Below are 23,887 nucleotides of genomic sequence, written 5' to 3'. Positions count from 1 at the left end.
CTACCGCCCGCCGGCGCCGGAAACCATCATCCCGATGGAACCCAGGCCAATCATGCACTAACATTCAAACTGGACCACTTAGGTGGGGCTGATCAAAGGCATCCAGTTCCTCGAGCGAGGGTCGCCTAGTTCGACGTTTTGATTTTCCAGTGACACCCAGCAATGTCGTTGCTTCACGAGCCTCCGTCACGATTTGCCTTTCAAAGGGGATGTCAAACACGGGGAGCGCCAAACGTAGGCACCCTGACAGGTGGCTCATGTAGTTTGCAGTGGTTGATGGAGTGCGGGCGCTTTGACCGTGCCCACCCTCCGCGACTTGAGTTGCAAACTCAATCAAATCCGAAGTTTTCAAGGACGCAACTTCATAGCCGGCAACATCAAATCGCTTGATCGCAGTCAACACTTGCTTTTTTGTCTTTCCTAAGTCCTTTCGATGACTTTTTACCACCATGTCGATGAGTTCACCGACCGTGGTCTGTGTCGGTTGCTGGAGCAAGCGCCCTTGCTCGTATTCCTTCTCAATACGCTTCATCCAAGCGGTAGCTGTAGACCTCCTTTCGAAAGTAGCGGATTTGCATAGCGCAATCTTGCCATCCTTTTTCTTGATGACTTGTGCTTTGAACTTAGTGCCTGACTTGCCTCTGCGTTCAACGATAGTGCCCGTTTTTTTCCCATTCTTGTTGTGGCATATCACGGATATAGGTAAGCGGTATGCCAAGCTCCAAGTGGGTATGCCAAACGGTATGCCAAAAACTCAAAACGTTTGAAAACCCAGCAAAATAAGGCGCAAATAATCGAGTAGGTATGCCAGCGTGGACGACAAAATGACAGATAAGCCATTGATAACAAAGGCCGCACGTCTTTCCGTCGCGCCGATGATGGATTGGACCGACCGGCATTGCAGGTACCTGCATCGTCTCATGTCTTCCGAGACACTTCTCTACACGGAAATGGTCACTTCGCCGGCGCTGGTGCGGGGTGGGGCGCTGCATTTGCTGGACCACGATCCGGCAGAGCATCCTGTGGCGCTACAATTGGGCGGGTCGGACCCTGCCGAACTGGCCGAGGCGGCACGGATCGGGGCCGGGGCGGGCTATGACGAGATCAACCTGAACGTGGGCTGCCCGTCGGACAGGGTGCAATCGGGCACCTTCGGGGCCGTGTTGATGAAGCAGCCCGATCTGGTGGCCACCTGTTGCGCCGCAATGATCGAGGCCAGCCCGGTAGAAGTCACGGTCAAGTGCCGGATCGGGGTGGATGATCAGGATCCGGAAGCGGTTCTGCCTGATTTCCTCGAACGGGTCAGCGATGCCGGGGTCACCCGTTTTGCCATCCACGCGCGCAAGGCGTGGCTGCAGGGGCTCAGCCCCAAGGAAAACAGGGATATTCCGCCGCTGGACTATCCGCTGGTGCATCGCATGAAAGACCGCTTTCCGCATCTGCACCTCTCGATCAACGGCGGCATTCAAACGCTGGACGAGGCGCAGGCACATCTGGATCAGGGGTTGGACGGGGTGATGATCGGGCGCGCGGCCTATCACACGCCGCTGGATATACTGGGCAGCGCGGATCGCCGCATTTACGGGCGCGGCACGGACCGGTCGGGCGAAGCTGTGGTGCACGCCATGTTGCCCTATATCGCGGAGCACCTTGAAAGCGGTGGGAAGCTGGGCCAGATCACGCGGCACATGCTGGGGCTGTTCGCGGGACGTGCGGGCGCACGCATGTGGCGGCGGGTTCTGTCGGAGGGCGCGCACAAGCCGGGGGCGGGCCCCGATCTCGTGCTTGAGGCGTTGTCCCATGTCACCGCCGCGCAGCAAGAGGCAGGAGAGTAAAAATGCCAGAGTTTGCAGAGATTTGGCCGATGGCCCTCATGTTGCTGGTGATCGGCGGTTTTGCGGGGGTGCTGGCGGGATTGCTGGGGGTCGGCGGCGGGATCGTCCTCGTGCCCGCGTTTTTCTATGCGTTCAGTGGGCTTGGCTATGATGGCCCGCAACTGATGCAGGTCTGTCTGGCGACATCACTGGCCACCATCATCGTGACCTCTGTGCGCTCAGTACTGAGCCACAACAAGAAAGGCGCGGTGGACTGGGACATCCTGCGCGGCTGGTGGATTGGTATCGCCATCGGCGCAGTTCTTGGCATGATGGTGGCCTCATCGCTGCGTTCAACCACCCTGCAGGGGATTTTTGGCTGTCTGGCCATCGTGATCGGCCTTTACATGGGCTTCGGCCGGTCCGAATGGCGTTTGGGACAGGCCATGCCGACGGGGCTCTTGCGCGCCATTCTCAGCCCTGTTGTCGGCTTCCTGTCAGTCCTGATGGGCATTGGCGGGGGCAGCTTTGGCGTGCCTCTGATGAGCCTGTTCAACACGCCGATCCACCGGGCCGTGGCCACGGCAGCGGGCTTTGGCGTCATCATCGCGGTGCCTTCGGTTGCGGGCTTCCTGCTGGTCGAGATCGATCCGGCCTCGCGCCCGCCCTTCACGCTGGGCGCGGTGAACCTGCCCGCCTTTTTCCTTGTGATCTCGATGACCCTGCTGACCACGCCGCTGGGGGTGAAGCTGGCCCATGCGATGGACCCGAAACCGTTGAAACGGGTGTTCGCGGTGTTCCTGACGCTGGTCGCGCTGAACATGTTGCGCAAGGCGCTGGGGTGGTAACGCCGTTCCAAGCGGCGGGCTGGGTGCGGGTGCCCTTTGACCCCGCCGTGAAATCCTGGGTCGATCATGTGCACCCTGCCGCCGAGGCCGCGATGTATGACCCGGCGCTGGCGCATTGGTGGGTTTGCGAGGACACGTGGTTTGTCGGCGTGGATGCGCTGGACAATGACGCGACGGGGGCGGTGGGCACAGGCCCGGCGCTTGGCGGCGCACCGATTGACGATGTACGGCATCTCTGTGGCCACATGCTGCCGTTGCACAAGGCGCAGGTGTCGGTGACTCGTCCCGGCTATCCGCGCCCCCGCTCGGGCGAAACCGAGGCCGCCTTTCGCTATCGCCAGATCCGCGCTGCCGCCCATGTGGACGGGATCCGTGCCGACGGGCCGGACAGGCGTCGCCGTATTGCCGAGCCGCATGCTTTTATCCTCGGGTTGCCCCTGAACCAAAGCCATCCGCAGGCCGCACCGTTGGTGGTGTGGGAGGGCAGTCATCACATCATAGGCGCTGCCTTGCGCACGGCCCTTGCAGGGCATGCCCCTGCAACATGGGGACAGGTGGACATCACCGATGCCTATGTCGCCGCCCGTAAAGAGGTGTTCGCGCGGTGTGATCGCGTGCAGGTGCAGGCCGAACCGGGCGAGGCGACGCTGCTACACCGTCACGTTTTGCACGGGGTTGATCCCTGGCCCGACGGGGTGCCGGGCGCGTATCGGATGATTGCCTATTTCCGCCCCGAACTGCCCGGGGGTGTGGCCGGCTGGCTGGCGCCGGACTAACCCGTGACGCGGGCCGCGCGTCCGCCGCGCCGTTTGCGCAGACGCGGGGCGCGGTCGGGCAGGGCGTCCATGATACTGCGACGGTCCTCGGGGGCCATTTTCGACCAGCCGGTGATTTCGTCGATCGTGCGCAGACACCCGGTGCAAATGCGTTCCTCGGGGTGGATCACGCAGATCTGGATACAGGGGCTTTCGATCTCGTTCCGTTTCCAGACGCGGTCTTTTTCGGCTTTGTCCGCCATCAGGGCGCGCTCCTCAGATGTTGCAGGCGATCCAGTACGCCTTGGAGGATATACGAGGCCGCGACATGGTCGATGACCTCTGCGCGACGTTTTCGTGTCGTATCCGCCTCAAGCAGGGCCCTTTCGGCCGCCACGGTGGACAGGCGTTCATCCCAGAAGCTTATGGGAATCGCCGTCAGCTGGGCCAGGTTCCGGGCAAAGGCGCGGGTCGACTGGCAGCGCGGGCCCTCGGTGCCGTCCATGTTGCGGGGCAGGCCAAGGATGATCGCGCCCACGCTGCGATGGTCGATGATTTCGAGGATGCGGGCCGCGTCCACGCCGAATTTCTTGCGTTTGATCGTCTCGAGCGGGGTCGCGACCGACTGAAAGCTGTCCGAGATCGCGACGCCGATTGTCTTGGTGCCCAGATCCAGCCCCATCAGTGCTTGCGTGGCGGGCAGCGTCGGGACCAGATCCTCGATGGTTTCGTGAATATGGATCAATTGACGATACCAGCCCGCTGGGCCCCCTGCCGCACGATGGCCAGCGCCTGCGCGTTGCCTTCAAAGCGGGTCTGCGCCTCGAGGAAGATCGCCTGCGCCTGGTTCAGGTCGCCCAGCACGCCAAGCGCGCCGATCAGGCGGGCCCATTCCTGCGGGGTGCCGCCTTCGGTGGCCAGCCGGTCGGACAGGTTGTCGACCATGCCCTGGATCATTTCCTGCTGTTCTTCGGGGGTCATCTCTTGCGCGGCTTGCATGTCTTCCGCGGTGGGGCCACTCAGGCCGTCGCCCATTGCAGGGGCAAGCGGCGGCAATTGGTAATCGACACCGGCCAGAAACGCGAGATCCTGGATGCGCGACCGGATCGGGGCGACCCAAGGCGCGTCGGGCGCGCTTTGTTGCAGCAGGGTTTCCCACATGCGGAAGGCAAGATCGGGGCGGTTGTTCTGGATCAGCATCAGCCCCCAGTAATAGCGGGCCAGTTGGTCCGAAGGATCAATCTGCAGGGCCGAGCGCAGGGCGCTTTCGGCCTCGGGCGAGACATAGCCCTCGGCAGAGGCAATCATCAGTTCGGCAAGGAACAGGTAATCTGCCAGCGCGGCGTCCTCTCCCTTGAGCTGGATCACCTTGTCCTGCGCGGTGTAGGCGTTCTTGATATTTCCAAGGTTGGCCTCGTTGCGGGCCAAAAGGATGTGCCCCTGCAAATCGTCGGGTCGGTCTTCCACGGTCTGGCGCAGCTTTCCGATCAGCTCGCCATATTCGCCTTCAGGCTCATTAAGGGGACGGACGGGCAGGTTGGCTTCGAACTCGGCCTGTGAGGGGCGGTTGGCGTGTTGCTCGGTGGCTGCTTCGATACGGGCCTGAAGGGGCATGTCGTCATACCCCGGCGCGCCCAGCTCGGCATAAAGCGCGGCTGCACCGCCGACAAGGAAAGCCGCTATCAGAACGGCCACGACCTTGCCCGCCGTCTCCGGCTGCCCGCCGGTGTCGCCGCCGTGTTGTAACTGAGCGTCGGCGGCAAGGATACGGCGCGAGATCTCGGTGCGGATGCGTTCGGCGTCTTCGGCATTGATCACGCCGCGCGCCAGATCCTTGTCGACCTCTTTCAACTGGTCCTGATACACCCGCAGATCATAGGCCGCAGGGGGTTCATCCCCGGCACGTCCCTTGATCAGTGCATATGCGAACAGTCCCGAAATCATCAGGGCCGCCGTGATCACCACTATCCAGAAAATCATATTGCCTCCAGTCTCAGGTCCCCCTCATCTAATGCGCGAGGGGCGTGGGAAAAAGGGCAAATCGTTTGCGACGCGCCGTATGTCGCAACCAGCCAGCAAACCGCCGGTTTAATCCGTGTGAAATGTGGCTGGAAAAGTCATTACAATAGAGAGACCTGCCCGAAATCGGAATCAGTTACATGAGACGCTACTCTGCATTTGCCATCGCGCGCGAAGCGGCCCGGTATCATACCGGCTGGGAACGCGCCTGGCGTTCGCCCGAACCCAAAAAGAAATATGACGTGATCATCGTCGGAGCCGGGGGCCACGGTCTGGCCACGGCGTTCTATCTGGGCAAGAATTACGGCATTACCAATGTGGCCATCATCGAAAAAGGATGGCTTGGCGGCGGGAACACGGGCCGTAACACGACCATCATCCGGTCCAACTATCTGCAGGACCCGTCTGCCGCGCTCTATGAAAAGGCGCGCTCGCTCTACGAGACCATGAGCCAGGACCTGAACTATAACGTGATGTTCAGCCCGCGCGGCGTGATCATGCTGGCGCAGACCGAACACGAGGTGCGTGGCTATCAGCGCACGGCCCATGCCAATGCCCTGCAAGGTGTGAAGACCGAATTCATCGGGCCGCAACGCGTCAAGGAGCTGGTGCCGATCATCAACATCGACGGGCCACGCTATCCGGTTCTGGGGGGGCTGTGGCAGGAACGCGGCGGCACAGGGCGTCACGACGCCGTGGCCTGGGGCTATGCCCGCGCCTGTTCGGATATGGGCATGGACATCATCCAGAAATGCGAAGTCACCGGCGTGCGTCAGGAAGGCGGCAAAGTCACGGGCGTAGACACCACCAAGGGTCCGATCGACTGTGACAAGCTGGGTCTTGTCGTGGCGGGCAACTCGGGCGCGCTGGCCAATATGGCGGGCTTCCGGTTGCCGATGGAGTCGGTGGCGCTTCAGGCGCTGGTCTCGGAGCCGATCAAACCCTGCATGGATGTGGTCGTGATGGCCAACACCGTACACGGCTATATGTCTCAGTCGGACAAGGGCGAGATGGTGATCGGCGGGGGCACCGACGGGTTCAACAACTATACCCAGCGCGGCAGTTTCCATCATATCGAGGAAACCGTGCGCGCGCTCTGTGAAACCTTCCCGATGGTGTCGCGCCTCAAGATGCTGCGCCAATGGGGCGGCATCGTGGACGTGACCGGCGACCGTTCGCCCGTCATCGGCAAGACGCCTCTTGGCAACTGTTTCATCAACGCAGGCTGGGGCACCGGCGGCTTCAAGGCCATTCCCGGCGGCGGCTGGGCCACGGCCGAGCTGATCGCCAAGGGCGAACCCGGACCGCTGGCCGCCGAATTCGGCATGGAACGCTTTATCGAAGGCCGCTTTATCGACGAAAGCGTGGCGGCGGGGGTGGCGCATTGATGGCTTTTCCAAAGCAAGTTCGAAGTCAGATTCGAAACACAAAGGTGTTGTTGGCAGTGTCCGCGCTAGCTGGTCTCTGTTGCTTGCTCGCGGGGGTTGCTTCGATAGGTTGGAGCCCAACCGCGACTTCGCGCGTTGGCGCTGTTATGGTTGCTTTGGGCGTACTGCTGTTTTCGATGCAAAACTCCTTGCAAGGTTGGTGGTTCGATGTGGCAAGAGATTCCGGAAAGCTGTTGAACAAAAATCAGCTCCTTTGGAAAGAAAAGCGGGACCAAGCGTACTCCTTTTCAAGCTTTTCGATCCCTGAAGCTAGAGGCAGCGATGCAACAGTTGAAGCCTTGGGAAACACTGCAATGAAGCAGCTTCGCCGACTGAGTGTAGCGATGCGCTCGGTGGAATTATTCTTCCTTTTCGTGGGCACCTTGATTTGGGGGTTCGGCGACTTGGTCAACTGTTGGTTTAAATCAGATGGGTGGACAACATGCTAACCCTTAAATGCCCCTGTTGCGGCGTAGAGGCCGAGGAAACCGAACTGCATGCCGAAGGCGAGGCGCACCTGAAGCGTTTCGGCCCCGGTTCGGATGACGCGGATTTTGAAAGCTATCTCTTCATGCGCGAGAACCCCAAGGGCGTGCATTTCGAACGCTGGCGCCACTCCAACGGTTGCGGAAAATTCTTCCACGCCGCGCGCTGCACCATGACACTTGAGGTCTTTGGCACCTATCCGGCCCAGACACTGGAGCCGCCGCAAGACATCAAAGACAAAATCTCGGCCAAATATCCCGGCTGGAGCTGGAGGGAATTCGCATGAGCACCCGTCTCGCCACTGGCGGCCGTTTGCTGAACAAGGGCAAACAGGTCCATTTCAGCTTTAATGGCAAGCAACTGACTGGCTACGAAGGCGACACGCTGGCTTCGGCCCTGTTGGCCAATGACCAGATGATGGTCGGCCGGTCCTTCAAATACCACCGTCCGCGCGGCATCGTGGCCTCGGGGGCCGAAGAACCCAACGCGCTGTTCAACATGGGGGCGGGCGGCAAGTTCGAGCCGAACCAGCGCGCCACCACGACCGAGCTGTTCGACGGGCTGACCTGTGCGTCCCAGAACCACTGGCCCAGCCTCGAATTCGACATCGGCGCGATCAACAACCACCTGACGCGGTTCTTCCCGGCAGGGTTTTACTACAAGACCTTCATGTTTCCCGCCTTTGCGTGGAAACACCTGTTCGAACCCATCGTACGCCAGTCGGCGGGTCTCGGCAAAGCGCCCAAGGATCGCGACGCGGACCGGTACGAACATTTCTATGCCTATGTGGATGTGGTCATCATCGGTGGCGGTATCGCGGGCCTGCAAGCGGCCAAAACCGCAGGGGCCTCGGGCGCCAAGGTCATCCTGATGGAGCAGACCCCGCATTGGGGGGGGCGCGCGCCGGTTGATGGTGGTCAGGTCGAGGGCATGCCCGTGGCCGACTATATCACGACTCTGGTCAACGATCTGAAGCAGATGCCGAATGTCACCATGCGCACCCGCATGATGGGGGCAGGGGTCTATGATCACGGCTACGTGTTGGGGTACGAACGCGTAAGCGACCACGCCCCGACCGCGGCCGGGCCGCGCCACCGTCTGTGGCGGATCCGCACCAAGCAGATCGTCACGGCGACCGGTGCCATTGAACGCCCCTTGTCCTTTGCGGGCAACGATATTCCGGGCGTCATGCTGGCCTCGGCGGTGCGGGATTATGTGGTTGATTATGGCGTATCTGCTGGCGACCGCACCGTGGTTGTCACCAACAATGACGACGCCTATCGCACGGCGATTGCGTTGAAACAGGCCGGTCTCGAAGTGCCGGTGGTGCTGGACGCTCGTGCCTCGGGCGGTGGCGCATTGGCGGATGAGGCGCGGGCCATGGGCATTCGCGTGGAAAACGGCAAAGGTATCGCCAAGGTCAAGGGCGGCAAGCGCGTGACCGGCGTGGCGATCTGTGCACAGGCCGGTGAAGGCGCCGTTCTGGAAGAGATCAAATGTGATGCGGTGGCGATGTCGGGCGGCTGGTCCCCCGTGGTGCACCTCTGGTCGCACTGTGGTGGCAAGCTGACCTGGGACGACGCGCAGGCGCATTTCCGCCCCGACCCCGACCGCGCCCCGACCAGCCATGACGGCAAGCCCTTCGTGGTCACGGCGGGTGCGGCCAGCGGTCCTCTGGGGCTGGCTGAGGTTCTGGCTGATGCGGTTTCCGCAGGGGCCAAGGCTGTGACGGGCGCCGGCTTCGACGCTGGCGAAGCTGCTGCGCCTGCTGCGACCACCGTCGACGAGGCCGCGATGGAAGCGGTCTGGCTGATGCCGCAAGGGGCGGGCCCCGCGCTGCGCATCAAGGCGTGGCTGGATTACCAGAACGACGTGAAAGTGTCCGACGTGCGCCTTGCCGCGCAAGAAGGCTATGAAAGTGTCGAACATACCAAGCGTTACACCACGCTGGGCATGGCAACCGATCAGGGGAAGCTCAGCAATATCAACGGTCTGGCCACACTAGCCGGTCAGTTGAACGCGCCGATCCCGGCTGTGGGCACCACCACCTTCCGCCCGCCCTATACCCCGATCAGCTTTGGTGCGATCGCGGGCGAGGCGCGCGATGAGGTATTCCAACCCCTGCGCCGCACCCCGATCTCGGGTTGGCATGAAGACAACAATGCCTTCAACGAACCCGTCGGTCAGTGGCGACGCCCCTATTGCTATCCGCAGAACGGGGAAAGCCATAAGGATGCGGTCAAACGCGAAATCCTGCAGACCCGCAATTCGGTGGGATTGCTGGATGCGTCGACCCTGGGCAAGATCATCGTCAAGGGCCCCGATGCGGGCAAGTTCCTCGACATGCTCTACACCAACATGATGTCGACGTTGAAAACCGGTAAATGCCGCTATGGTCTGATGTGTAACGAGAACGGCTTCCTGATCGACGACGGCGTTGTGGCCCGCATCGACGACGAAACCTTCCTCTGCCACACCACCACCGGCGGGGCCGAGCGTATCCATGGCTGGATGGAAGACTGGCTGCAGTGCGAATGGTGGGACTGGAAAGTCTATACCGCCAACGTGACCGAGCAATTTGCCCAGATCGCCGTAGTCGGCCCCAACGCCCGCAAAGTGATCGAGAAACTGGGCGGCGACATGGATGTCTCGAAAGAGGCCCTTGCCTTTATGGAGTGGAAAGACGGCAAGCTGGGTGAGTTTGATGCCCGCGCCTACCGGATTTCATTCTCGGGTGAGCTGTCTTACGAGATTGCCGTGCCCGCGAGCCAAGGCCGTGCCTTCTGGGATGCGCTGCTTGAGGCCGGTGCCGAGTTCGGCATCACGCCCTATGGCACCGAGGCACTGCACGTGATGCGCGCCGAGAAGGGCTTTATCATGATCGGGGACGAAACCGACGGCACCGTGATCCCGCAGGATCTGGGGTTGAACTGGGCGATCTCGAAAAAGAAAGAAGATTTCCTTGGCAAACGCGCGCAGCAACGCGACCACATGGCCAGCCCGAACCGCTGGAAATTGGTAGGTCTTGAAACCGTGGACGGATCGGTCATTCCGGATGGCTCTTACATTCCGGCCGAAGGGGATAACGCCAACGGTCAGCGCAATGTGCAGGGGCGTGTGACCTCGACCTATTATTCACCGACGCTGGATCGGGGGATTGCGATGGCGTTGGTTCATAATGGCCCCGACCGCATGGGCGAGGTTGTGTCGTGCAACACTACCAATGGTGGGTTGATCGAGGCGCGGATCGTCGATCCGGTCTTCTATGACAAAGAAGGAGAAAAGCAAAATGTCTAATGTTGTGAGCGCATTGGCTGGCATTTCTCATGTCGGTTTCGCCAAGGTCGCAGAGACGGGCCTGCACGGGATGATTACCCTGCGCGGAGATTTGGACAGCGCGGAAGTGGCGGCGGCGGTTAAGGCCGCCACCGGTGCGGCCGTGCCGGCGATCCGCAGGATCGAAGCCGGTGACAAGGGCCGCGTGGCTTGGATGTCGCCGGACGAGTTGCTCGTCATCGTGGCCTATGAGGCCGTGTCCGAGACCATGACCGCCCTGAATGATGCCCTATCTGGCGTTCATGCGCTGGTCGTGAACGTGTCGGACGCCCGGGCCTTGTTCCGTATCTCGGGCGACACCCCGCGCGAAGTACTGGCCAAGGTGGCCCCGGTCGACCTGTCGCCCGATGCGTTCGGCCCTGGTGATTTCCGCCGCACGCGAGTGTCTCAGGTGGCAGCAGCCTTCTGGATGAACGACGATGGCAGTTTTGAATTGGTCTGCTTCCGCTCGGTCGCACAATATGTCTTCGACGTACTGCGCCTGTCCGCCGAGAGGGGGGGCGAGGTCGGCTATTTCGCCTGATCCCGCGGTCACATTTTGAAGAAAGGGCTCCATTCCGGGGCCCTTTTTTGTGGCTGCTCACTTCTTGGTTGTTTCGCCCGATGATTGGCTGTAATTCGTGGTCTAGACCACTTTGTCAGCACGCTATTGGGTTTGGGTATGATCAGGAAATGTGTTTTTGGCACCGCCTTTTTGATGTCTGCCATGTTTGCAACGGCGTCGTTTGCAAAAGACGAAATGTGGCTATGCAGGATCGCGGATGGCAAGGAAGGCACATGGGTGCCGCAGGTCGTGGTATTCGCTTTTCTGAATGACGGGCAAACTACGCTGGTTCTGGATTCCGTGATCCGGCATTTCGCCAAGAAACCCGAACCGGTCAAAGTGCGCGACAAGGGCCGCAAGCTGCAAATGCACTGGAAGGTGAACGGCGCCGTTGACAGCTGGGGCAACACGATTGCGCGGTTCGGCTATACCGCGAATTATGACAAGACGAGCCGCAAGATCTGGATCGCCGCGAAACCGGGCGGCTCGCCACAGGCGTTTACCGGCAAGGGCAGCTGCGAAACTCTGAAAGACGTGAAATCGGTTGAACAGGTCATGCGCGAGGCGCAGCGGATCCAGCCCTGATCGCTGCAAAGCGCCGGTCTTTCCTGACTATTTCCGTCGCCACTGTTGTATTCTCTCCCATAAGCTACACATACTGTCTCAAGACGGCCAAAAGACCGAAGGACACATCATGGGTGGAAAAATCGCGACACTTGCGGCGGCACTGGCCTTGACCGGTAGTTTTGCCAGCGCCCAGACACTCAACTGTTCTTTCCCCAACCAGCGCGTCGATGGCTGGATCCGCGGTCAGGTCATCATCAAGATGCTGGGCGATGGCAATGCAACGGTGTTTGACTCGCTCATCAATCAGGTGCACGGCGGCCCGATCCCCGCCACCATCACGACCGATAATGACAAGCGTATCTCGCTGAAATGGCGGCTCAAACAGGTGGAGCTGCGCCACAGTTTCGCGCCGAAGATGGACTATCGCATGACCGTTCTGAAAGACACGGGCGCGGCCAACATCAACGCGACGGCGCCCATCTTCAGCAGCTACACCAATGCCGACCGCGCCGGTGGCAATTTTGGCGCGCGCGGGTCCTGCAAAATCAAATAAACCAAAGAAATCCGGCCTCTTGGGGCTTGACCTTGGGGCCGAGAACCCCGCATCTGTCACACAGAAAACCGCACGAACAACAGAGGACACTATCATGGCTTTTGAACTTCCCGATCTTCCCTATGCCCACGACGCGCTGGCCGATCTCGGCATGTCGGCGGAAACGCTGGAATACCACCACGACCTGCACCACAAGGCCTATGTCGACAACGGCAACAAGCTGATTGCCGGCACCGAGTGGGAAAACAAGTCGATGGAAGAGATCATCACCGGCACCTACGACGCAAACGCCGTGGCGCAGAACGGGATCTTCAACAACATCTCGCAGCTGTGGAACCACAACCAGTTCTGGGAAATGATGGGCCCGGGCGAAAGCGCCATGCCGGGCGAGCTTGAAAAAGCCCTGACCGAAAGCTTTGGCTCGGTTGACGAGTTCAAATCGCAGTTCGCCGCCGCAGGCGCGGGCCAGTTCGGCTCGGGCTGGTGCTGGCTGGTGAAAAACGCTGACGGTTCGCTGGCGGTGACCAAGACTGAAAACGGCGTGAACCCGCTCTGCTTTGGTCAGACCGCGCTGCTGGGTTGCGACGTGTGGGAACACTCGTACTACATCGACTTCCGCAACAAGCGCCCCGCGTATCTGGACAACTTCCTGAACAAACTGGTGAACTGGGAAAACGTCGCCTCGCGCATGTAATCCCCGCCAGATTGCCAAGATTGACCCCCGTGCCATCCGGTGCGGGGGTTTTTCTTTTGCTTGCGACGTTACGGCAGACGCGACATCCTTCAACAAGGGAGGACGAGACAATGAACAGCATGGATGACACGCCGCTGGTCGCGGAACGGCACGAGGACGGGGTGATGTGGCTGACGCTTGGGGCGGGCAGGGCGCATGCCCTTTCGATGGGCGTTTTGCAGGCGCTGGATACGGGGTTGGCGCGTGCCGAGCAAGACCCCGATGTGCGGGTGATCGTGCTGCATGGTCCGGGCCATATTTTCTGCGCGGGCCATGACCTCAAGGAAATCGCCCGCCATCGTCAGGATCCCGATCTGGGCGCGGCTTATCTGCAAAATCTGTTTGCCCTCTGCGCACAGGTGATGACGCGGCTGACCCTTGGGCCCAAGCCCACGGTGGCGATGGTCGATGGAATCGCCACGGCGGCGGGGCTTCAGATGGTGGCGGCCTGTGATCTGGCCTTTGCCTCGACGAGGGCCAGTTTCTGTTTGCCCGGCGTGCAGAATGGTGGGTTTTGTTCGACCCCGGCGGTGGCCGTGGGACGGGTGATATCACGGAAACACGCCATGGAAATGGCCATGACCGGGGACAGTTATTCTGCCGATTGGGCGCTGGCGGCAGGGCTGGTCAATCGCGTGCTGCCGCCCGAGGCGCTGGAACAGGTCGTGCGCGACAGGGTGCGCACTCTTGCCACCCGTCACTTGCCCGCCGTGTCACTCGGGAAACAGACTTTCTATCAACAACTGGAACAACCTCTTGCCGAGGCGTACCAGACCGCCTCGGACGCGATGCTGACCCATTTCATGGACCCAGAACGGATTGCGCTCGAGCGCAAAACCTGGAGTTGAGCCGCGCCCCCTTGTCTTTGGGTGCGGGCGCGGTCATCACTGGGCGGTGCGCGGGCAGAAGGGCAGCAAAATGAGCGAGTCGCAAAAGGGAATTCTGGCGATGATCTGCGCCTGCGTGGTCTGGGGTCTGTCGCCGCTTTACTACAAGCTGCTGGCCCATATTGCCCCGATCGAGGTTCTGGCCCACCGGACCCTGTGGTCGCTGGTGATCTTTGCCGCGCTGCTGATGCTACAGGGGCGGCTGGGCCAGTTGGGTGACGCCATGAAACAGGGGCGCGGTGTGGCCATCATCTGTTTTGCCGCGCTGATGATTTCCATCAACTGGTTCGTGTTCATCTGGTCGATTGGCAACAATCACGCGACCGAGGCGTCGCTGGGCTATTTCCTGTTTCCACTGGTGGCGGTGCTATTCGGGCGCGTGATTTTTGGCGAGGCGCTGAACCGCCTGCAATGGGTCGCGGTCGGGTTGGCCTTGTGCGCCGTGCTGGTGCTGACCATTGGCCTTGGGGTGGCGCCGTGGATCGCGCTGATCCTGGCCACGACCTTCGGGCTTTATGGTGTGGTCAAGAAACGGCTGACCCTCGGGCCCGTCGTGTCAGTCACTGCCGAGGTGCTGGTGTTGGTGCCTATCGCGCTTGGGGTGCTCTATATGTTTCACACGGGGGAGGCGGGCGGCCGTTTTGGCCCCGCCAATCCGGGGGACAGCGGTCTTCTGGTATTGTCCGGCGCCTTGACCGCGACGCCACTGATCTTGTTTTCCTATGCCACCAAACGGGCGAAACTGTCGACGGTCGGGTTGCTGCAATACCTCAACCCGACCCTGCAATTCATGTGCGCCGTGATGATCTTTGGCGAACCTTTCGGGTTCTGGCATGCGGTGGCGTTTCCGGTGATCTGGCTGGCGTTGGCGATCTATACGGTGGCGTCCCTGCGTCAGGACAGGGCCGTCTCCAAGGCCGTCTGAAGCGCGGCCATATCCGGCACCACCTGAATGAAATCTCGGATCGAGGCTTCGGCAAAGCCCTGCGCGATGACGTGATCCACCAGCCCGACCAGCGGATCCCAATACCCGTTGATATTGGCCAGAAGGATCGGCTTTTCGTGCAGGCCAAGCTGCCGCCATGTCAGGACCTCGAAGAATTCATCCAGCGACCCAGCGCCGCCGGGCAGAACAACGATGGCGTCCGAGTTCATGAACATCACCTTTTTGCGTTCATGCATGTTCTCGGTCACCACGAAACGGGACAGGTCGGTCTTGCCCACCTCGCGCTGCATCAGGTGCACCGGAATGACGCCAAAGGTTTCGCCGCCGGCCGCCTGCGTGGCATTGGCAACCGCCCCCATGATCCCGATGTCGCCTGCGCCGTAAACCAGCCGCCAATCGCGCGCGGCGATCAACCGTCCCAGCTCGGTGGCGGTGGCCTCAAACGCGGGATCATGGCCGGAACGTGCGCCGCAAAAGACACAGATTGATCGTTGTGACATGGATTTCCTCAATATGTTCAATGCTGTTTTGACCACTGTTACCCGTGTTGATATGGTCTCTCAACCACAAGGGCTGGCAAAATTTGGGGAAACGCTGGCATGAGCGAAAAAGCATCTTTTCTGGCTGGGAACGGTCTGTTTGTCGGCGCTGGCGTTGTGCTGGTCGGGGGGCTGGCCATTGGCGCTTTCAGTGGCATTCTGGGCCCGAGTGATCCTGCACCGGCGCCGGTCGAAGTAGCCCAACCCGTCGTAGCCCAACCCGTCGCAACCCCGCTAAAACCCGCCCAGCCTGCCCCCGCACCGGCCCCCGTGCCGGAAAAAGAAGTGTCCGATATTCTGCGCCCGTCTTTTGACGTGGTGCGGGTTGAAACCGATGGCAATACGCTGATTGCCGGGCAGGGGGCCTTGTCGCGGCCGATTACGATTCTGATGGATGGCCGCGAACTGGCCCGCGCGGAAACCGACGGGTCCGGCAAATTCGTGAGCTTTGTCGAGTTACCGCCCAGCGATGCGCCCCGCGTATTGAGCCTTGTCCAGACGGGCGACGACGGGGAGGTGACATCGGAAGATACGGTGATTATTGCGCCCACGCCCGCGGCAGCACCGATCCCGACCGCGCAAGAGGTCGCGCAAACCCCGATCGAAACTGCGCAGGCACCTTCGGATGTGATGCAAGCCCCCGAAGAGACTGTGCCGGAACCCGCAGCGGTGCCACAAGATGAACCACAGCTTGCGGATGCGACCGAATACAAGTCCGCGCAATCCATGGGCACGGTCACGGAGACATCGCCTGCAGCCGAGACACCGGCAACAACTGCAGAAGCCCCCACTGAGACTGCACCCGCGCCGTCGACCACGATTCTCAAGGCCGATGCGGATGGCGTGACCGTTCTGCAGGCGCCTGTGTCCGGCGACCCCGCGCCCGACGTCATGTCCACGGTCGCTCTGGATGCGATCAGTTATTCCGCCGAGGGCGAGGTCGAACTTTCTGGCCGTGGTACCGATGCGGGTTTCGTGCGCGTTTATCTGGACAACAAGCCCGTCACCTCGTCACGTATCGCGCCGGATGGCAACTGGCGCACGGAACTGCCGGATGTGGACAGCGGCGTCTATACGCTGCGCGTCGATCAGGTGGATGAAGAGGGCGCGGTCACGTCCCGGATCGAAACCCCGTTCAAACGCGAGGACGAGACCGTGGTCGAGGCGAACCAGCAGGCCGCGATGCCCTCTGATGCGGCGCCCGTGCGCGTGGTCACGGTGCAACCCGGCTCGACCCTCTGGGCCATAGCCATCGACCGCTATGGCAGCGGCACGCAATATGTGCGCGTGTTCGAGGCCAACCGCGACCGGATCCGCGATCCCGACCTGATTTATCCGGGGCAAATCTTCGAAATTCCCGAATAATCCGCGAAAGCCGGGACGGGTTCTGGTCTTTTCCGCGTGGTGTGTTTACCTGACACCCAAGACGGACAGGAAAAGACTCCATGCGAAACATGCAGACCTCTTCCAGCGCGGACATCGCCAAGGAAGAACGCCGCTCTGGCATGCGCACCCTGCGCAAAGTCATCCCCTATATCTGGCCAAAGGATGCGTTCTGGGTCAAACGGCGCGTGGTCGTGGCCCTTGCGATGCTGGTGCTGGCCAAGCTGATCGCGGTCTATACGCCGATCCTTTACAAGGGCGCGGTGGACAGCCTTGCCAATGAGGGCGTGCCCCCGCTGGCGCTTGGGGCGATTGGTCTGACCGTGGCCTACGGGGTTGCGCGCATGATGACCGTGGGTTTCCAGCAATTGCGTGACGCGGTCTTTGCGCCTGTCGGTCAGCGGGCGCTGCGGCGGCTGGCGCTTGAAACCTTTCGGCATATTCACCAGCTTTCGATGCGATACCACATCACGCGCAAGACGGGCGGTCTGTCGCGGATCATCGAACGCGGTGTAAAAGGCGTGGATTTCCTGCTGCGCTTTCTGGTGTTCTCGATCGGGCCGCTGGTTCTGGAACTTGCCCTTGTGGCGATTATCCTGACGGTGCTGTTCGACGTCTGGTATCTGGTGGTCGTGGCGGGCACCATCGCGGTCTATATCTGGTTCACCTTTGCCGTGACTGAATGGCGCGTGAAGCTGCGCCGCGAAATGAACGATCAGGACACGGATGCCAACCAGAAAGCCATCGATAGCCTGCTGAACTTTGAAACGGTCAAGTATTTCGGCGCGGAAGAGCGCGAGGCCGACCGCTATGATATCTCGATGCGGGCCTATGCGCAGGCGGCGCTCAAGACCGCGTATTCGCTTGCTTTCCTGAACTTTGGCCAATCTTTCCTGATCACCTGTGGTCTGATCGGCGTCATGGTGCTGGCTGCGATCGGGGTGCAGAACGGCGAGTTGACGGTGGGCGATTTCGTCATGGTAAATGCCTATATGATCCAGATCACCGTGCCGCTGAATTTCCTTGGTACGGTTTATCGCGAGATCCGCCAGTCGCTGGTCGATATGGGCGAGATGTTCGACCTGCTCGAGCAGCCCGCCGATGTGTCTGACAAACCGGGCGCCACCACGCTGCGGATCGACAAGGGCGAAATCACGCTGGAAGACGTGCGCTTTGGCTATGACGCGGAACGCGAAATTCTGAAAGGCGTGTCGTTGACGGTGCCTGCGGGCAAGACCGTGGCGATTGTCGGGTCAACCGGATCGGGCAAATCGACCATCGGGCGGCTTTTGTTCCGGTTCTATGACGTGCAAGGCGGGGCCTTGAAAATCGACGGGCAGGACGTGCGCGACGTCACGCAACAAAGCCTGCACGCCGCGATCGGTGTGGTGCCGCAGGATACTGTGCTGTTCAATGACACGATCCGCTATAACATCGCCTATGGCCGGGACGATGCCTCGGAAGAAGAGATCATTGCCGCCGCCAAGGCCGCGCAAATCCACGATTTTATCCTGTCCCTGCCGGAAGGCTATGACACAGCGGTAGGCGAGCGGGGGCTGAAGCTCTCGGGCGGCGAGAAGCAGCGCGTCGGTATTGCCCGCACCCTTTTGAAAGATCCGCCCATTCTGTTGCTGGACGAGGCGACCTCGGCGCTGGACACCGATACCGAGCAAGAGATCAAGGATGCACTGGCGCGTGCGGGCGAGGGGCGCACGGTGATCACCATCGCGCACCGTTTGTCCACGATTGCCGAAGCCGACGAGATTGTCGTGCTGGAGCAGGGGCATGTGATCGAACGCGGCGCCCATGACGTGCTTTTGGCCAAAGAAGGGCGCTATGCCCAGCTTTGGAGCCGTCAGCAATCCGAAGAAGACGCCGCCTGACCCATTGGCGCAGTGACCAAAAGAAAAAGCCCCGCGTTTTGCGACGCGGGGCTTTTGATGTCTGTGTCAGGCTGGGCTGGCTTACTCTGCCGCGTCCAGGGATGTGTTGGTGTTGGCCGGTTTGTCTGTCGCGTCTGCCGGAGTTTCGGCTACAATGACCTCGGGCGTGTTCTCTTCCCAGAGCAGAACCGGTGACTTCACCTTTCGGGCCTCGCGGCGCAGGGCCCAGTCGCGCGCGGCGCGGCTGCCACGGCCCAGCGACAGTTTCGCCAGTAGTTCACCTGTCCAGAACAGGTAGGTCGAGAACCACACCCGTGCGGCCAGCATCGACGGTGTGAATACCAGCGTCAGGATCGTCGCAATCCCAAGGCCGAACACCACCGCGGTGGCCAGTTGGGTCCACCACAGCGAGGTGGGGCTTTCAAAGGAATAGCCACCATTCACAAAGTCCAGCGACAGGCCGATCATCATCGGGGCCAGACCGGCCATGGTGGTGATCGTGGTCAGCAACACGGGCCGGATGCGCGCTTGCGCGGTGCGCACGATGGCGTCGATACGCGGCATGTATCGGGAATATTCCTGATAGGTGTCGATCAATACGATATTGTTGTTCACCACGATCCCCGCCAGCGCCACCACGCCGGTGCCGGTCATGATGATCGAGAAGGGCTGGTTCATGACCAGCATCCCGATCAGCACGCCCGTGGTGGACAGAACCACCGCCAGAAGCACCAGAACCGCGTTATAGAAGCTGTTGAACTGGGCCAGCAGGATGATGAACATCAGGGCCAGCGCCGCGCCGAACGCCTTGCCAAGGAACGCCTGGCTTTCGGCCTGATCTTCCTGATCGCCGGTCCATTCCCAGTCGATACCACGCGGGAAGGGGCTGTCTTCCAGCCATTGCGTCAGCGCCGCGATCCGTTCATTTGCGGTCAGGACAACATTGGTAAACCCACGATCCGCATAATCGGCCTGCAGGGCGCTGTCGGCGTCCCACTGGGCGGTCTCGATCACCTCGGTCTCGCCGGTTTCGGCATTGCGCAGCACGGTCAGCCCGCTCGCCACATCCGCCTTGACGTCGAAATAGCGTTTCTGGTCAACACGGTTGATCTCGGCCAGTTTTTCTACCGGTTTGCGGGTGATGAAATTCGACAGTGGCACAAGACCGTCCGCCGTGCGCACCTTGAGCGTATCCAGCGTGGACAACACGCGGTCTTCGTCGGGAAGGCGGACGCGGATCTCGATTTCCTCGTCCGAGGTGTCGACACGCATCGTATCCAGAAGGATGCCGCGCGTCACAAGCTGGACCATGGCGCCCACGGTGGCCGTGTCGGCACCGTAGCGGCCTGCCTTGGCCACATCCACGTCGATCTGCCAGTCGATGCCGGGCAGGGGCAGGGTGTCTTCGATCCGCGTCAGGCCGGGCGTGGCTTCAAATTGCGCGCGCGCCATGGTGGCGGCGGCCAGAAGGTCTTCCCAGTTTTCGCCCTTAAGGCGCAGGTGCACGGGTTTCGCCGAGGCCGGGCCACGGTTGGCCTCAAGGATTTCGATCTGCGCGCCCGGAATGCGTTTCAACTCGGCTTCGATCTCGGCCAACACGGTGTTGCCGTCCCAAGCGGGGTCCTTTACATCGCGGTAGATGTCGATGTTCAGCAGCGGAAGCGTGAACCATTTTTCACGCTGCACGGGCCGATCGCCCCAGGCGATGGTTTCCATCTGGACCTGTCCGATGGTGTCCTTGGGGGCCTGTGCGCCGCCGGTATTGTTGTTCAGCCCGCCTTCTCCGGCAAAGGCAAAGGCGGTCTTGGTGCCGGGGTGGGCCAGTACGATTTCCTCGGCCTGACGGACCAGATCATCCTGTTGCTCCAGCGAAAGGTTGCCCCGTGCCCGCACATAGATAATTGCAGCTTCGGGTTCGGATTCCACGAAGAATTCCACGCCCTTATTGTTGGCGCCATAGATCGAGAAGGTCACCCCGACCGCGATAAAGACCGAGGCGATCGCCACCAGCGGCATGAACGGACGCGCGACTAGCAGGTGAATGAAATCGCCGAACAGGTTTCGCTTGTATTCGACCGTGGAATAGAGCCGTTCCTTCTTGGGAAAGACCTTGCGCCACAGCATACGTGACAGGTTGCCGATCGAGGTAAAGATCGACCCGAGCGAGAGCATGAAGGTCGCAAGACAGACCAGCGCCACCGCCACCAGTGCGACGATGCCGACGATCAGCGCGAAGATGCCCAGATAACCCGGGATGACGTCGCGCAGGATATCGGACCCCATCAAGGCAAAGGTCGCACCGATCAGGCCAAAGGCCCCACCGATCAACGAGATGGCAAGGCCGATGCCCGCCGCGCTGGCCACGAAGACCAGAATACGCATGTACCATTTCAGCCCGGCCAGTTGCTGTGCCTTGTTGCGGGTCAGGCGTTCGAAACGGCCCGCAAGTCCGCCTAGAACCGGAAGATAGACCAGTGCCACCACCAGCGAGGCCGACAGCACGAAGATCAGCGTGATCGGCAGCATCTCCATGAACTGGCCGGGAATGCCGGGCCAGAACAGCATCGGCAGGAATGCACACAGTGTGGTCGCGGTGGACGACACGATGGGCCAGAACATGCGCTTGGCGGCCTCGACATAGGCGTGCATCGGGCCGACGCCTTCCTTGATGCGTTTGTCAGCATATTCCACCACCACGATGGCCCCGTCGACCAGCATCCCCACAGCGAGGATCAGGCCGAACATCACCATATTGGATATGGTCACGCCCATCATTGCAAGGAACGCGAAACACAGCAGGAAAGAGGTCGGGATCGCAAAGCCCACCAGAAGCGCGGCGCGCATGCCAAGGGCCGCCAGAACCACGATCATCACCAGCGCGACAGCGGTCAGAACCGAGCCTTCCAGCTGGCGCACCATGGACGAGACGACCACGGATTGGTCATTCGAGGTGCCTACCTCGACCGCTGCCTGCAATTCGGCGGGCCATTCGGCGCTGGCTTCGTCCACCACGCGGCGTACGGTCTCGGCGGTGTCAATCAGGTTGAAGCCTTTGCGCTTTACCACCTGCAGGGCCACGGTGTTTTCCCCGTTGAATCGCGCGGTCCCAAGGCGGTCCTCAAAAGTCAGATTGATCTGGGCCAGATCACCCAGCGTCACGATCCGGTCGCCATTTGTCTTGACCGGCAATTCATAAACATCGCGCGGCTCGGTAAAGGACGAGGGCAGCTTGACGGCGAATTTACCCTGCGCCGTTTCCACATCACCCGCCGGGATCATCTGGTTGTTGTTGCGCACCACATTGATCAGTTCGGTCGCGGTCACGTTATAGGATTCAAGGCGCAGCGGGTCGATAATGACTTCAAGCATCTCGTCCCGTCCGCCGGCCAGACCCGCCTCGAGCACCGAATCCAGCGCTTCGAGATCGTCCTGAAGCCGGTTTGCGATTTGCGTCATCGTGCGTTCGGGCACGTCGCCGGTCAGGTTTACGATAATGATCGGGAATTCCGAGAAGTTGATCTCGTTGATCGAGTATTTCTCGTACCCTTCCGGGAAATTCGCCTCGGCGGTGTTCATCGCCTCGCGCACATCGGCCATGGTGGCGCCCTTGTCCCAGCCGAAGTCGAATTCGAGAAACAAACCGGCATAGTTCTCGGCCGCCGTGGCCGACATGGTATCAAGCCCGTCCAGATCGGCCAGTTCGGTCTCCATCGGTTTGACCAAGAGCTTTTCGGCATCCTCGGCGGAAATGCCGGGGAAGGGGACAGAGACAAAAAGAGCCGGGATCTGGATGTCCGGCTCTCCTTCTTTGGGCAACCCCGTATAGGCCGTGGCGCCGATCACCAGCGACACCAGCACAAAGGCCATCACCATTCGGGCGCGTTCTGCAGCCCAGTCTACGATGCCGATCATAGGCCGGTCTCCCCGAATACGGGATCGACCGTGACACCATCCACGACATATTCCTGCCCGATCACGATCACGTCAGCCTTGGCGGGTAAGCCCCCGACCCAGATGCCGTCAACCGAGTCGCGCAGCAATTCGACGGGCGCGAAAGTGACCTTGTTGCCGTCGCCAACAAGGCGCACGCCCAGCGTGCCCTCGTCATTCAGTGTCAGTGCCGATTGCGGGATCAGGTGGGCATCCGCCCCTTCCGAGGAAATCGCGATTTCGGCGGTCTGGCCATCACGCAGCGACAGGTCGGGGTTCGGCACGTTGATTTCCACGCGGAATGTGCGGGTTGTCGGGTCCGCCGAGCGCGACAGGAACACGACCTGTCCGGCCACTTCTTGGCCCGTGGTCAGACGGGCGCCGGCCATGGCGCCGATCTTGACGCGGTTGACCTCGGTTTCAGGGACAAAGCCTACCACCTTTATCGGGTCCAGCCGGATAATGGTGGCACAGAGCGATCCGGGTTGCAGCAGGCTTCCCAGTTCGGCGGTGTCGGATTCCAGCAGGCCCCCAAACGGCGCCTTGATGTACAACCGGTCAATTTCCCGCCTGGCGGCAGCCACGGCGGCTTCGGCCGACTGAATCCCGGCCTGCGTCGATTGCAGGCCCGATTTTGCGGATTGCACGCTGGCCTCGGCGGCGCTCACGGCGGCCTGGGTCGAAGCTACGCGGGTTTCCGAGGCAAAACCGCCTTCAATCAGCTTGTTGGCGGCATTGGCGTTGATCTCGGCCTCTTCCAGGCGGGCGCGGGCCTCGTGCAGGCGGGCTTCGGCCTCGGGCACACGGGCGCGGGCCTCGGTCAGCCGTGCCTCAGCTTCTTCCAGTGATGCTTGCCGCGTGCCGGGATCAAGCTCGCACATAACTTGTCCAGCTTCGACAAAAGCACCTTTGCGCAGCGGTTCAGAGACCACCTGCGAAGACGTTTCGGCGCGCACATCAACCTGGCGGTCGGCTTCGGTCTGGCCGCGCAGTATTACGGCGCTGTCGATGACCCGAGCCTCGGAATGGATGGCCTGCACCCGCATCAGGTCCGGACCGGATGTCTGCTCGGCAAGGGCTGCGGCCGTGTCGTCTCTGGCGGTCGCGTCTTCAATTTCCGACGGCGGTGCGGCCATCGCGTTTATCGAGTCGCGCTCGATGACGAGGAAATACAACAGGACCGACACGAGAATGGCGGTGATAATCGGCACAATGCGCATTTTGGGGTAACCTCGCC

Annotated in this window: 22 protein-coding genes; 15 read left to right on the top strand and 7 right to left on the bottom strand. The window is 61.1% G+C overall.

Annotation, left to right across the window (positions count from 1 at the left end):
- Window positions 1-64: 64 nt before the first annotated feature.
- Window positions 65-532, bottom strand: coding sequence for a hypothetical protein (locus WNE31_RS07935; protein ID WP_349979184.1), 468 nt, complete (start codon window positions 530-532; stop codon window positions 65-67).
- Window positions 533-824: 292 nt separating this feature from the next.
- Here WNE31_RS07935 and dusA point away from each other — a divergent pair, with 292 nt between their 5' ends.
- Genes dusA through WNE31_RS07920 form a run of 3 tightly spaced genes read left to right on the top strand, consistent with a single transcriptional unit; the run spans window position 825 to window position 3,438 of the window.
- Window positions 825-1,835: a tRNA dihydrouridine(20/20a) synthase DusA gene (gene dusA / locus WNE31_RS07930; protein ID WP_349979183.1), complete on the top strand. Its 1,011-nt coding sequence runs from the start codon at window positions 825-827 to the stop codon at window positions 1,833-1,835.
- A 2-nt stretch (window positions 1,836-1,837) separates the two neighbouring features.
- Complete coding sequence (locus tag WNE31_RS07925) at window positions 1,838-2,662, top strand: sulfite exporter TauE/SafE family protein (RefSeq protein WP_349979182.1); 825 nt, start codon at window positions 1,838-1,840, stop codon at window positions 2,660-2,662.
- On the top strand, window positions 2,656-3,438 hold the full coding sequence (locus WNE31_RS07920) for a hypothetical protein (protein ID WP_349979181.1): 783 nt from the start codon (window positions 2,656-2,658) through the stop codon (window positions 3,436-3,438). Before WNE31_RS07925 ends, WNE31_RS07920 begins: the two co-directional genes overlap by 7 nt.
- Here the strand turns inward: WNE31_RS07920 and WNE31_RS07915 are convergent.
- Genes WNE31_RS07915 through ccmI form a run of 3 tightly spaced genes read right to left on the bottom strand, consistent with a single transcriptional unit; the run spans window position 3,435 to window position 5,397 of the window.
- Window positions 3,435-3,680, bottom strand: a complete 246-nt coding sequence (locus tag WNE31_RS07915; RefSeq protein WP_349979180.1) for a DUF1289 domain-containing protein — start codon at window positions 3,678-3,680, stop codon at window positions 3,435-3,437. The two genes, WNE31_RS07920 and WNE31_RS07915, sit on opposite strands and share 4 nt — an antisense overlap.
- Complete coding sequence (ruvX, locus tag WNE31_RS07910; protein WP_349979194.1) at window positions 3,680-4,099, bottom strand: Holliday junction resolvase RuvX; 420 nt, start codon at window positions 4,097-4,099, stop codon at window positions 3,680-3,682. Before ruvX ends, WNE31_RS07915 begins: the two co-directional genes overlap by 1 nt.
- A gap of 59 nt (window positions 4,100-4,158) precedes the next feature.
- Window positions 4,159-5,397: a c-type cytochrome biogenesis protein CcmI gene (ccmI, locus tag WNE31_RS07905; protein ID WP_349979179.1), complete on the bottom strand. Its 1,239-nt coding sequence runs from the start codon at window positions 5,395-5,397 to the stop codon at window positions 4,159-4,161.
- Between the two features lie 179 nt (window positions 5,398-5,576).
- Between ccmI and WNE31_RS07900 the strand changes: the two genes are divergently transcribed.
- The 10 genes from WNE31_RS07900 to rarD all read left to right on the top strand — a co-directional run bounded on the left by WNE31_RS07900 (window position 5,577) and on the right by rarD (window position 14,894).
- Window positions 5,577-6,824, top strand: coding sequence for a sarcosine oxidase subunit beta family protein (locus WNE31_RS07900; RefSeq protein WP_349979178.1), 1,248 nt, complete (start codon window positions 5,577-5,579; stop codon window positions 6,822-6,824).
- Window positions 6,824-7,312, top strand: a complete 489-nt coding sequence (locus tag WNE31_RS07895; RefSeq protein WP_349979177.1) for a hypothetical protein — start codon at window positions 6,824-6,826, stop codon at window positions 7,310-7,312. The genes WNE31_RS07900 and WNE31_RS07895 overlap by 1 nt, the downstream gene beginning before the upstream one ends.
- Window positions 7,306-7,635: a sarcosine oxidase subunit delta gene (locus tag WNE31_RS07890; RefSeq protein WP_349979176.1), complete on the top strand. Its 330-nt coding sequence runs from the start codon at window positions 7,306-7,308 to the stop codon at window positions 7,633-7,635. The genes WNE31_RS07895 and WNE31_RS07890 overlap by 7 nt, the downstream gene beginning before the upstream one ends.
- Window positions 7,632-10,646: a sarcosine oxidase subunit alpha family protein gene (locus WNE31_RS07885; RefSeq protein WP_349979175.1), complete on the top strand. Its 3,015-nt coding sequence runs from the start codon at window positions 7,632-7,634 to the stop codon at window positions 10,644-10,646. The genes WNE31_RS07890 and WNE31_RS07885 overlap by 4 nt, the downstream gene beginning before the upstream one ends.
- A complete protein-coding gene (locus WNE31_RS07880) occupies window positions 10,639-11,208 on the top strand; it encodes a sarcosine oxidase subunit gamma (RefSeq protein ID WP_349979174.1) in 570 nt (189 codons plus the stop codon). Before WNE31_RS07885 ends, WNE31_RS07880 begins: the two co-directional genes overlap by 8 nt.
- A gap of 183 nt (window positions 11,209-11,391) precedes the next feature.
- The gene (locus tag WNE31_RS07875) at window positions 11,392-11,814 is read left to right on the top strand and encodes a hypothetical protein (RefSeq protein WP_349979173.1); all 423 of its coding nucleotides are present in this window, start codon (window positions 11,392-11,394) and stop codon (window positions 11,812-11,814) included.
- Window positions 11,815-11,923: 109 nt separating this feature from the next.
- Complete coding sequence (locus WNE31_RS07870) at window positions 11,924-12,349, top strand: hypothetical protein (protein WP_349979172.1); 426 nt, start codon at window positions 11,924-11,926, stop codon at window positions 12,347-12,349.
- A 94-nt stretch (window positions 12,350-12,443) separates the two neighbouring features.
- Window positions 12,444-13,043 carry a superoxide dismutase gene (locus WNE31_RS07865; protein ID WP_349979171.1) on the top strand — a complete coding sequence of 200 codons (600 nt, stop codon included), beginning with the start codon at window positions 12,444-12,446 and terminating at the stop codon, window positions 13,041-13,043.
- A 110-nt stretch (window positions 13,044-13,153) separates the two neighbouring features.
- Entirely contained in the window at window positions 13,154-13,930 is a 777-nt protein-coding gene (locus WNE31_RS07860) for an enoyl-CoA hydratase-related protein (protein ID WP_349979170.1), read from the top strand.
- Between the two features lie 70 nt (window positions 13,931-14,000).
- On the top strand, window positions 14,001-14,894 hold the full coding sequence (gene rarD, locus WNE31_RS07855; RefSeq protein WP_349979169.1) for an EamA family transporter RarD: 894 nt from the start codon (window positions 14,001-14,003) through the stop codon (window positions 14,892-14,894).
- Here the strand turns inward: rarD and WNE31_RS07850 are convergent.
- Window positions 14,864-15,415, bottom strand: coding sequence for an LOG family protein (locus tag WNE31_RS07850; RefSeq protein ID WP_349979168.1), 552 nt, complete (start codon window positions 15,413-15,415; stop codon window positions 14,864-14,866). The two genes, rarD and WNE31_RS07850, sit on opposite strands and share 31 nt — an antisense overlap.
- A 99-nt stretch (window positions 15,416-15,514) precedes the next feature.
- Between WNE31_RS07850 and WNE31_RS07845 the strand changes: the two genes are divergently transcribed.
- Complete coding sequence (locus tag WNE31_RS07845) at window positions 15,515-16,819, top strand: LysM peptidoglycan-binding domain-containing protein (protein ID WP_349979166.1); 1,305 nt, start codon at window positions 15,515-15,517, stop codon at window positions 16,817-16,819.
- Between the two features lie 89 nt (window positions 16,820-16,908).
- Entirely contained in the window at window positions 16,909-18,720 is a 1,812-nt protein-coding gene (locus WNE31_RS07840) for an ABCB family ABC transporter ATP-binding protein/permease (protein WP_463407423.1), read from the top strand.
- Window positions 18,721-18,801: 81 nt separating this feature from the next.
- On the opposite strand, the gene WNE31_RS07835 is transcribed toward WNE31_RS07840, so the two are convergent.
- Entirely contained in the window at window positions 18,802-22,632 is a 3,831-nt protein-coding gene (locus WNE31_RS07835; RefSeq protein ID WP_349979164.1) for an efflux RND transporter permease subunit, read from the bottom strand.
- The gene (locus WNE31_RS07830; protein ID WP_349979162.1) at window positions 22,629-23,870 is read right to left on the bottom strand and encodes an efflux RND transporter periplasmic adaptor subunit; all 1,242 of its coding nucleotides are present in this window, start codon (window positions 23,868-23,870) and stop codon (window positions 22,629-22,631) included. The genes WNE31_RS07835 and WNE31_RS07830 overlap by 4 nt, the downstream gene beginning before the upstream one ends.
- Between the last annotated feature and the right edge of the window lie 17 nt (window positions 23,871-23,887).

It is taken from the genome of Shimia fortis, from assembly GCF_040225985.1.
GTDB lineage: Bacteria > Pseudomonadota > Alphaproteobacteria > Rhodobacterales > Rhodobacteraceae > Shimia.
The sequence above is the reverse complement of the archived record's forward strand: the minus strand, read 5'-3'. Positions and strand labels throughout refer to the sequence as shown.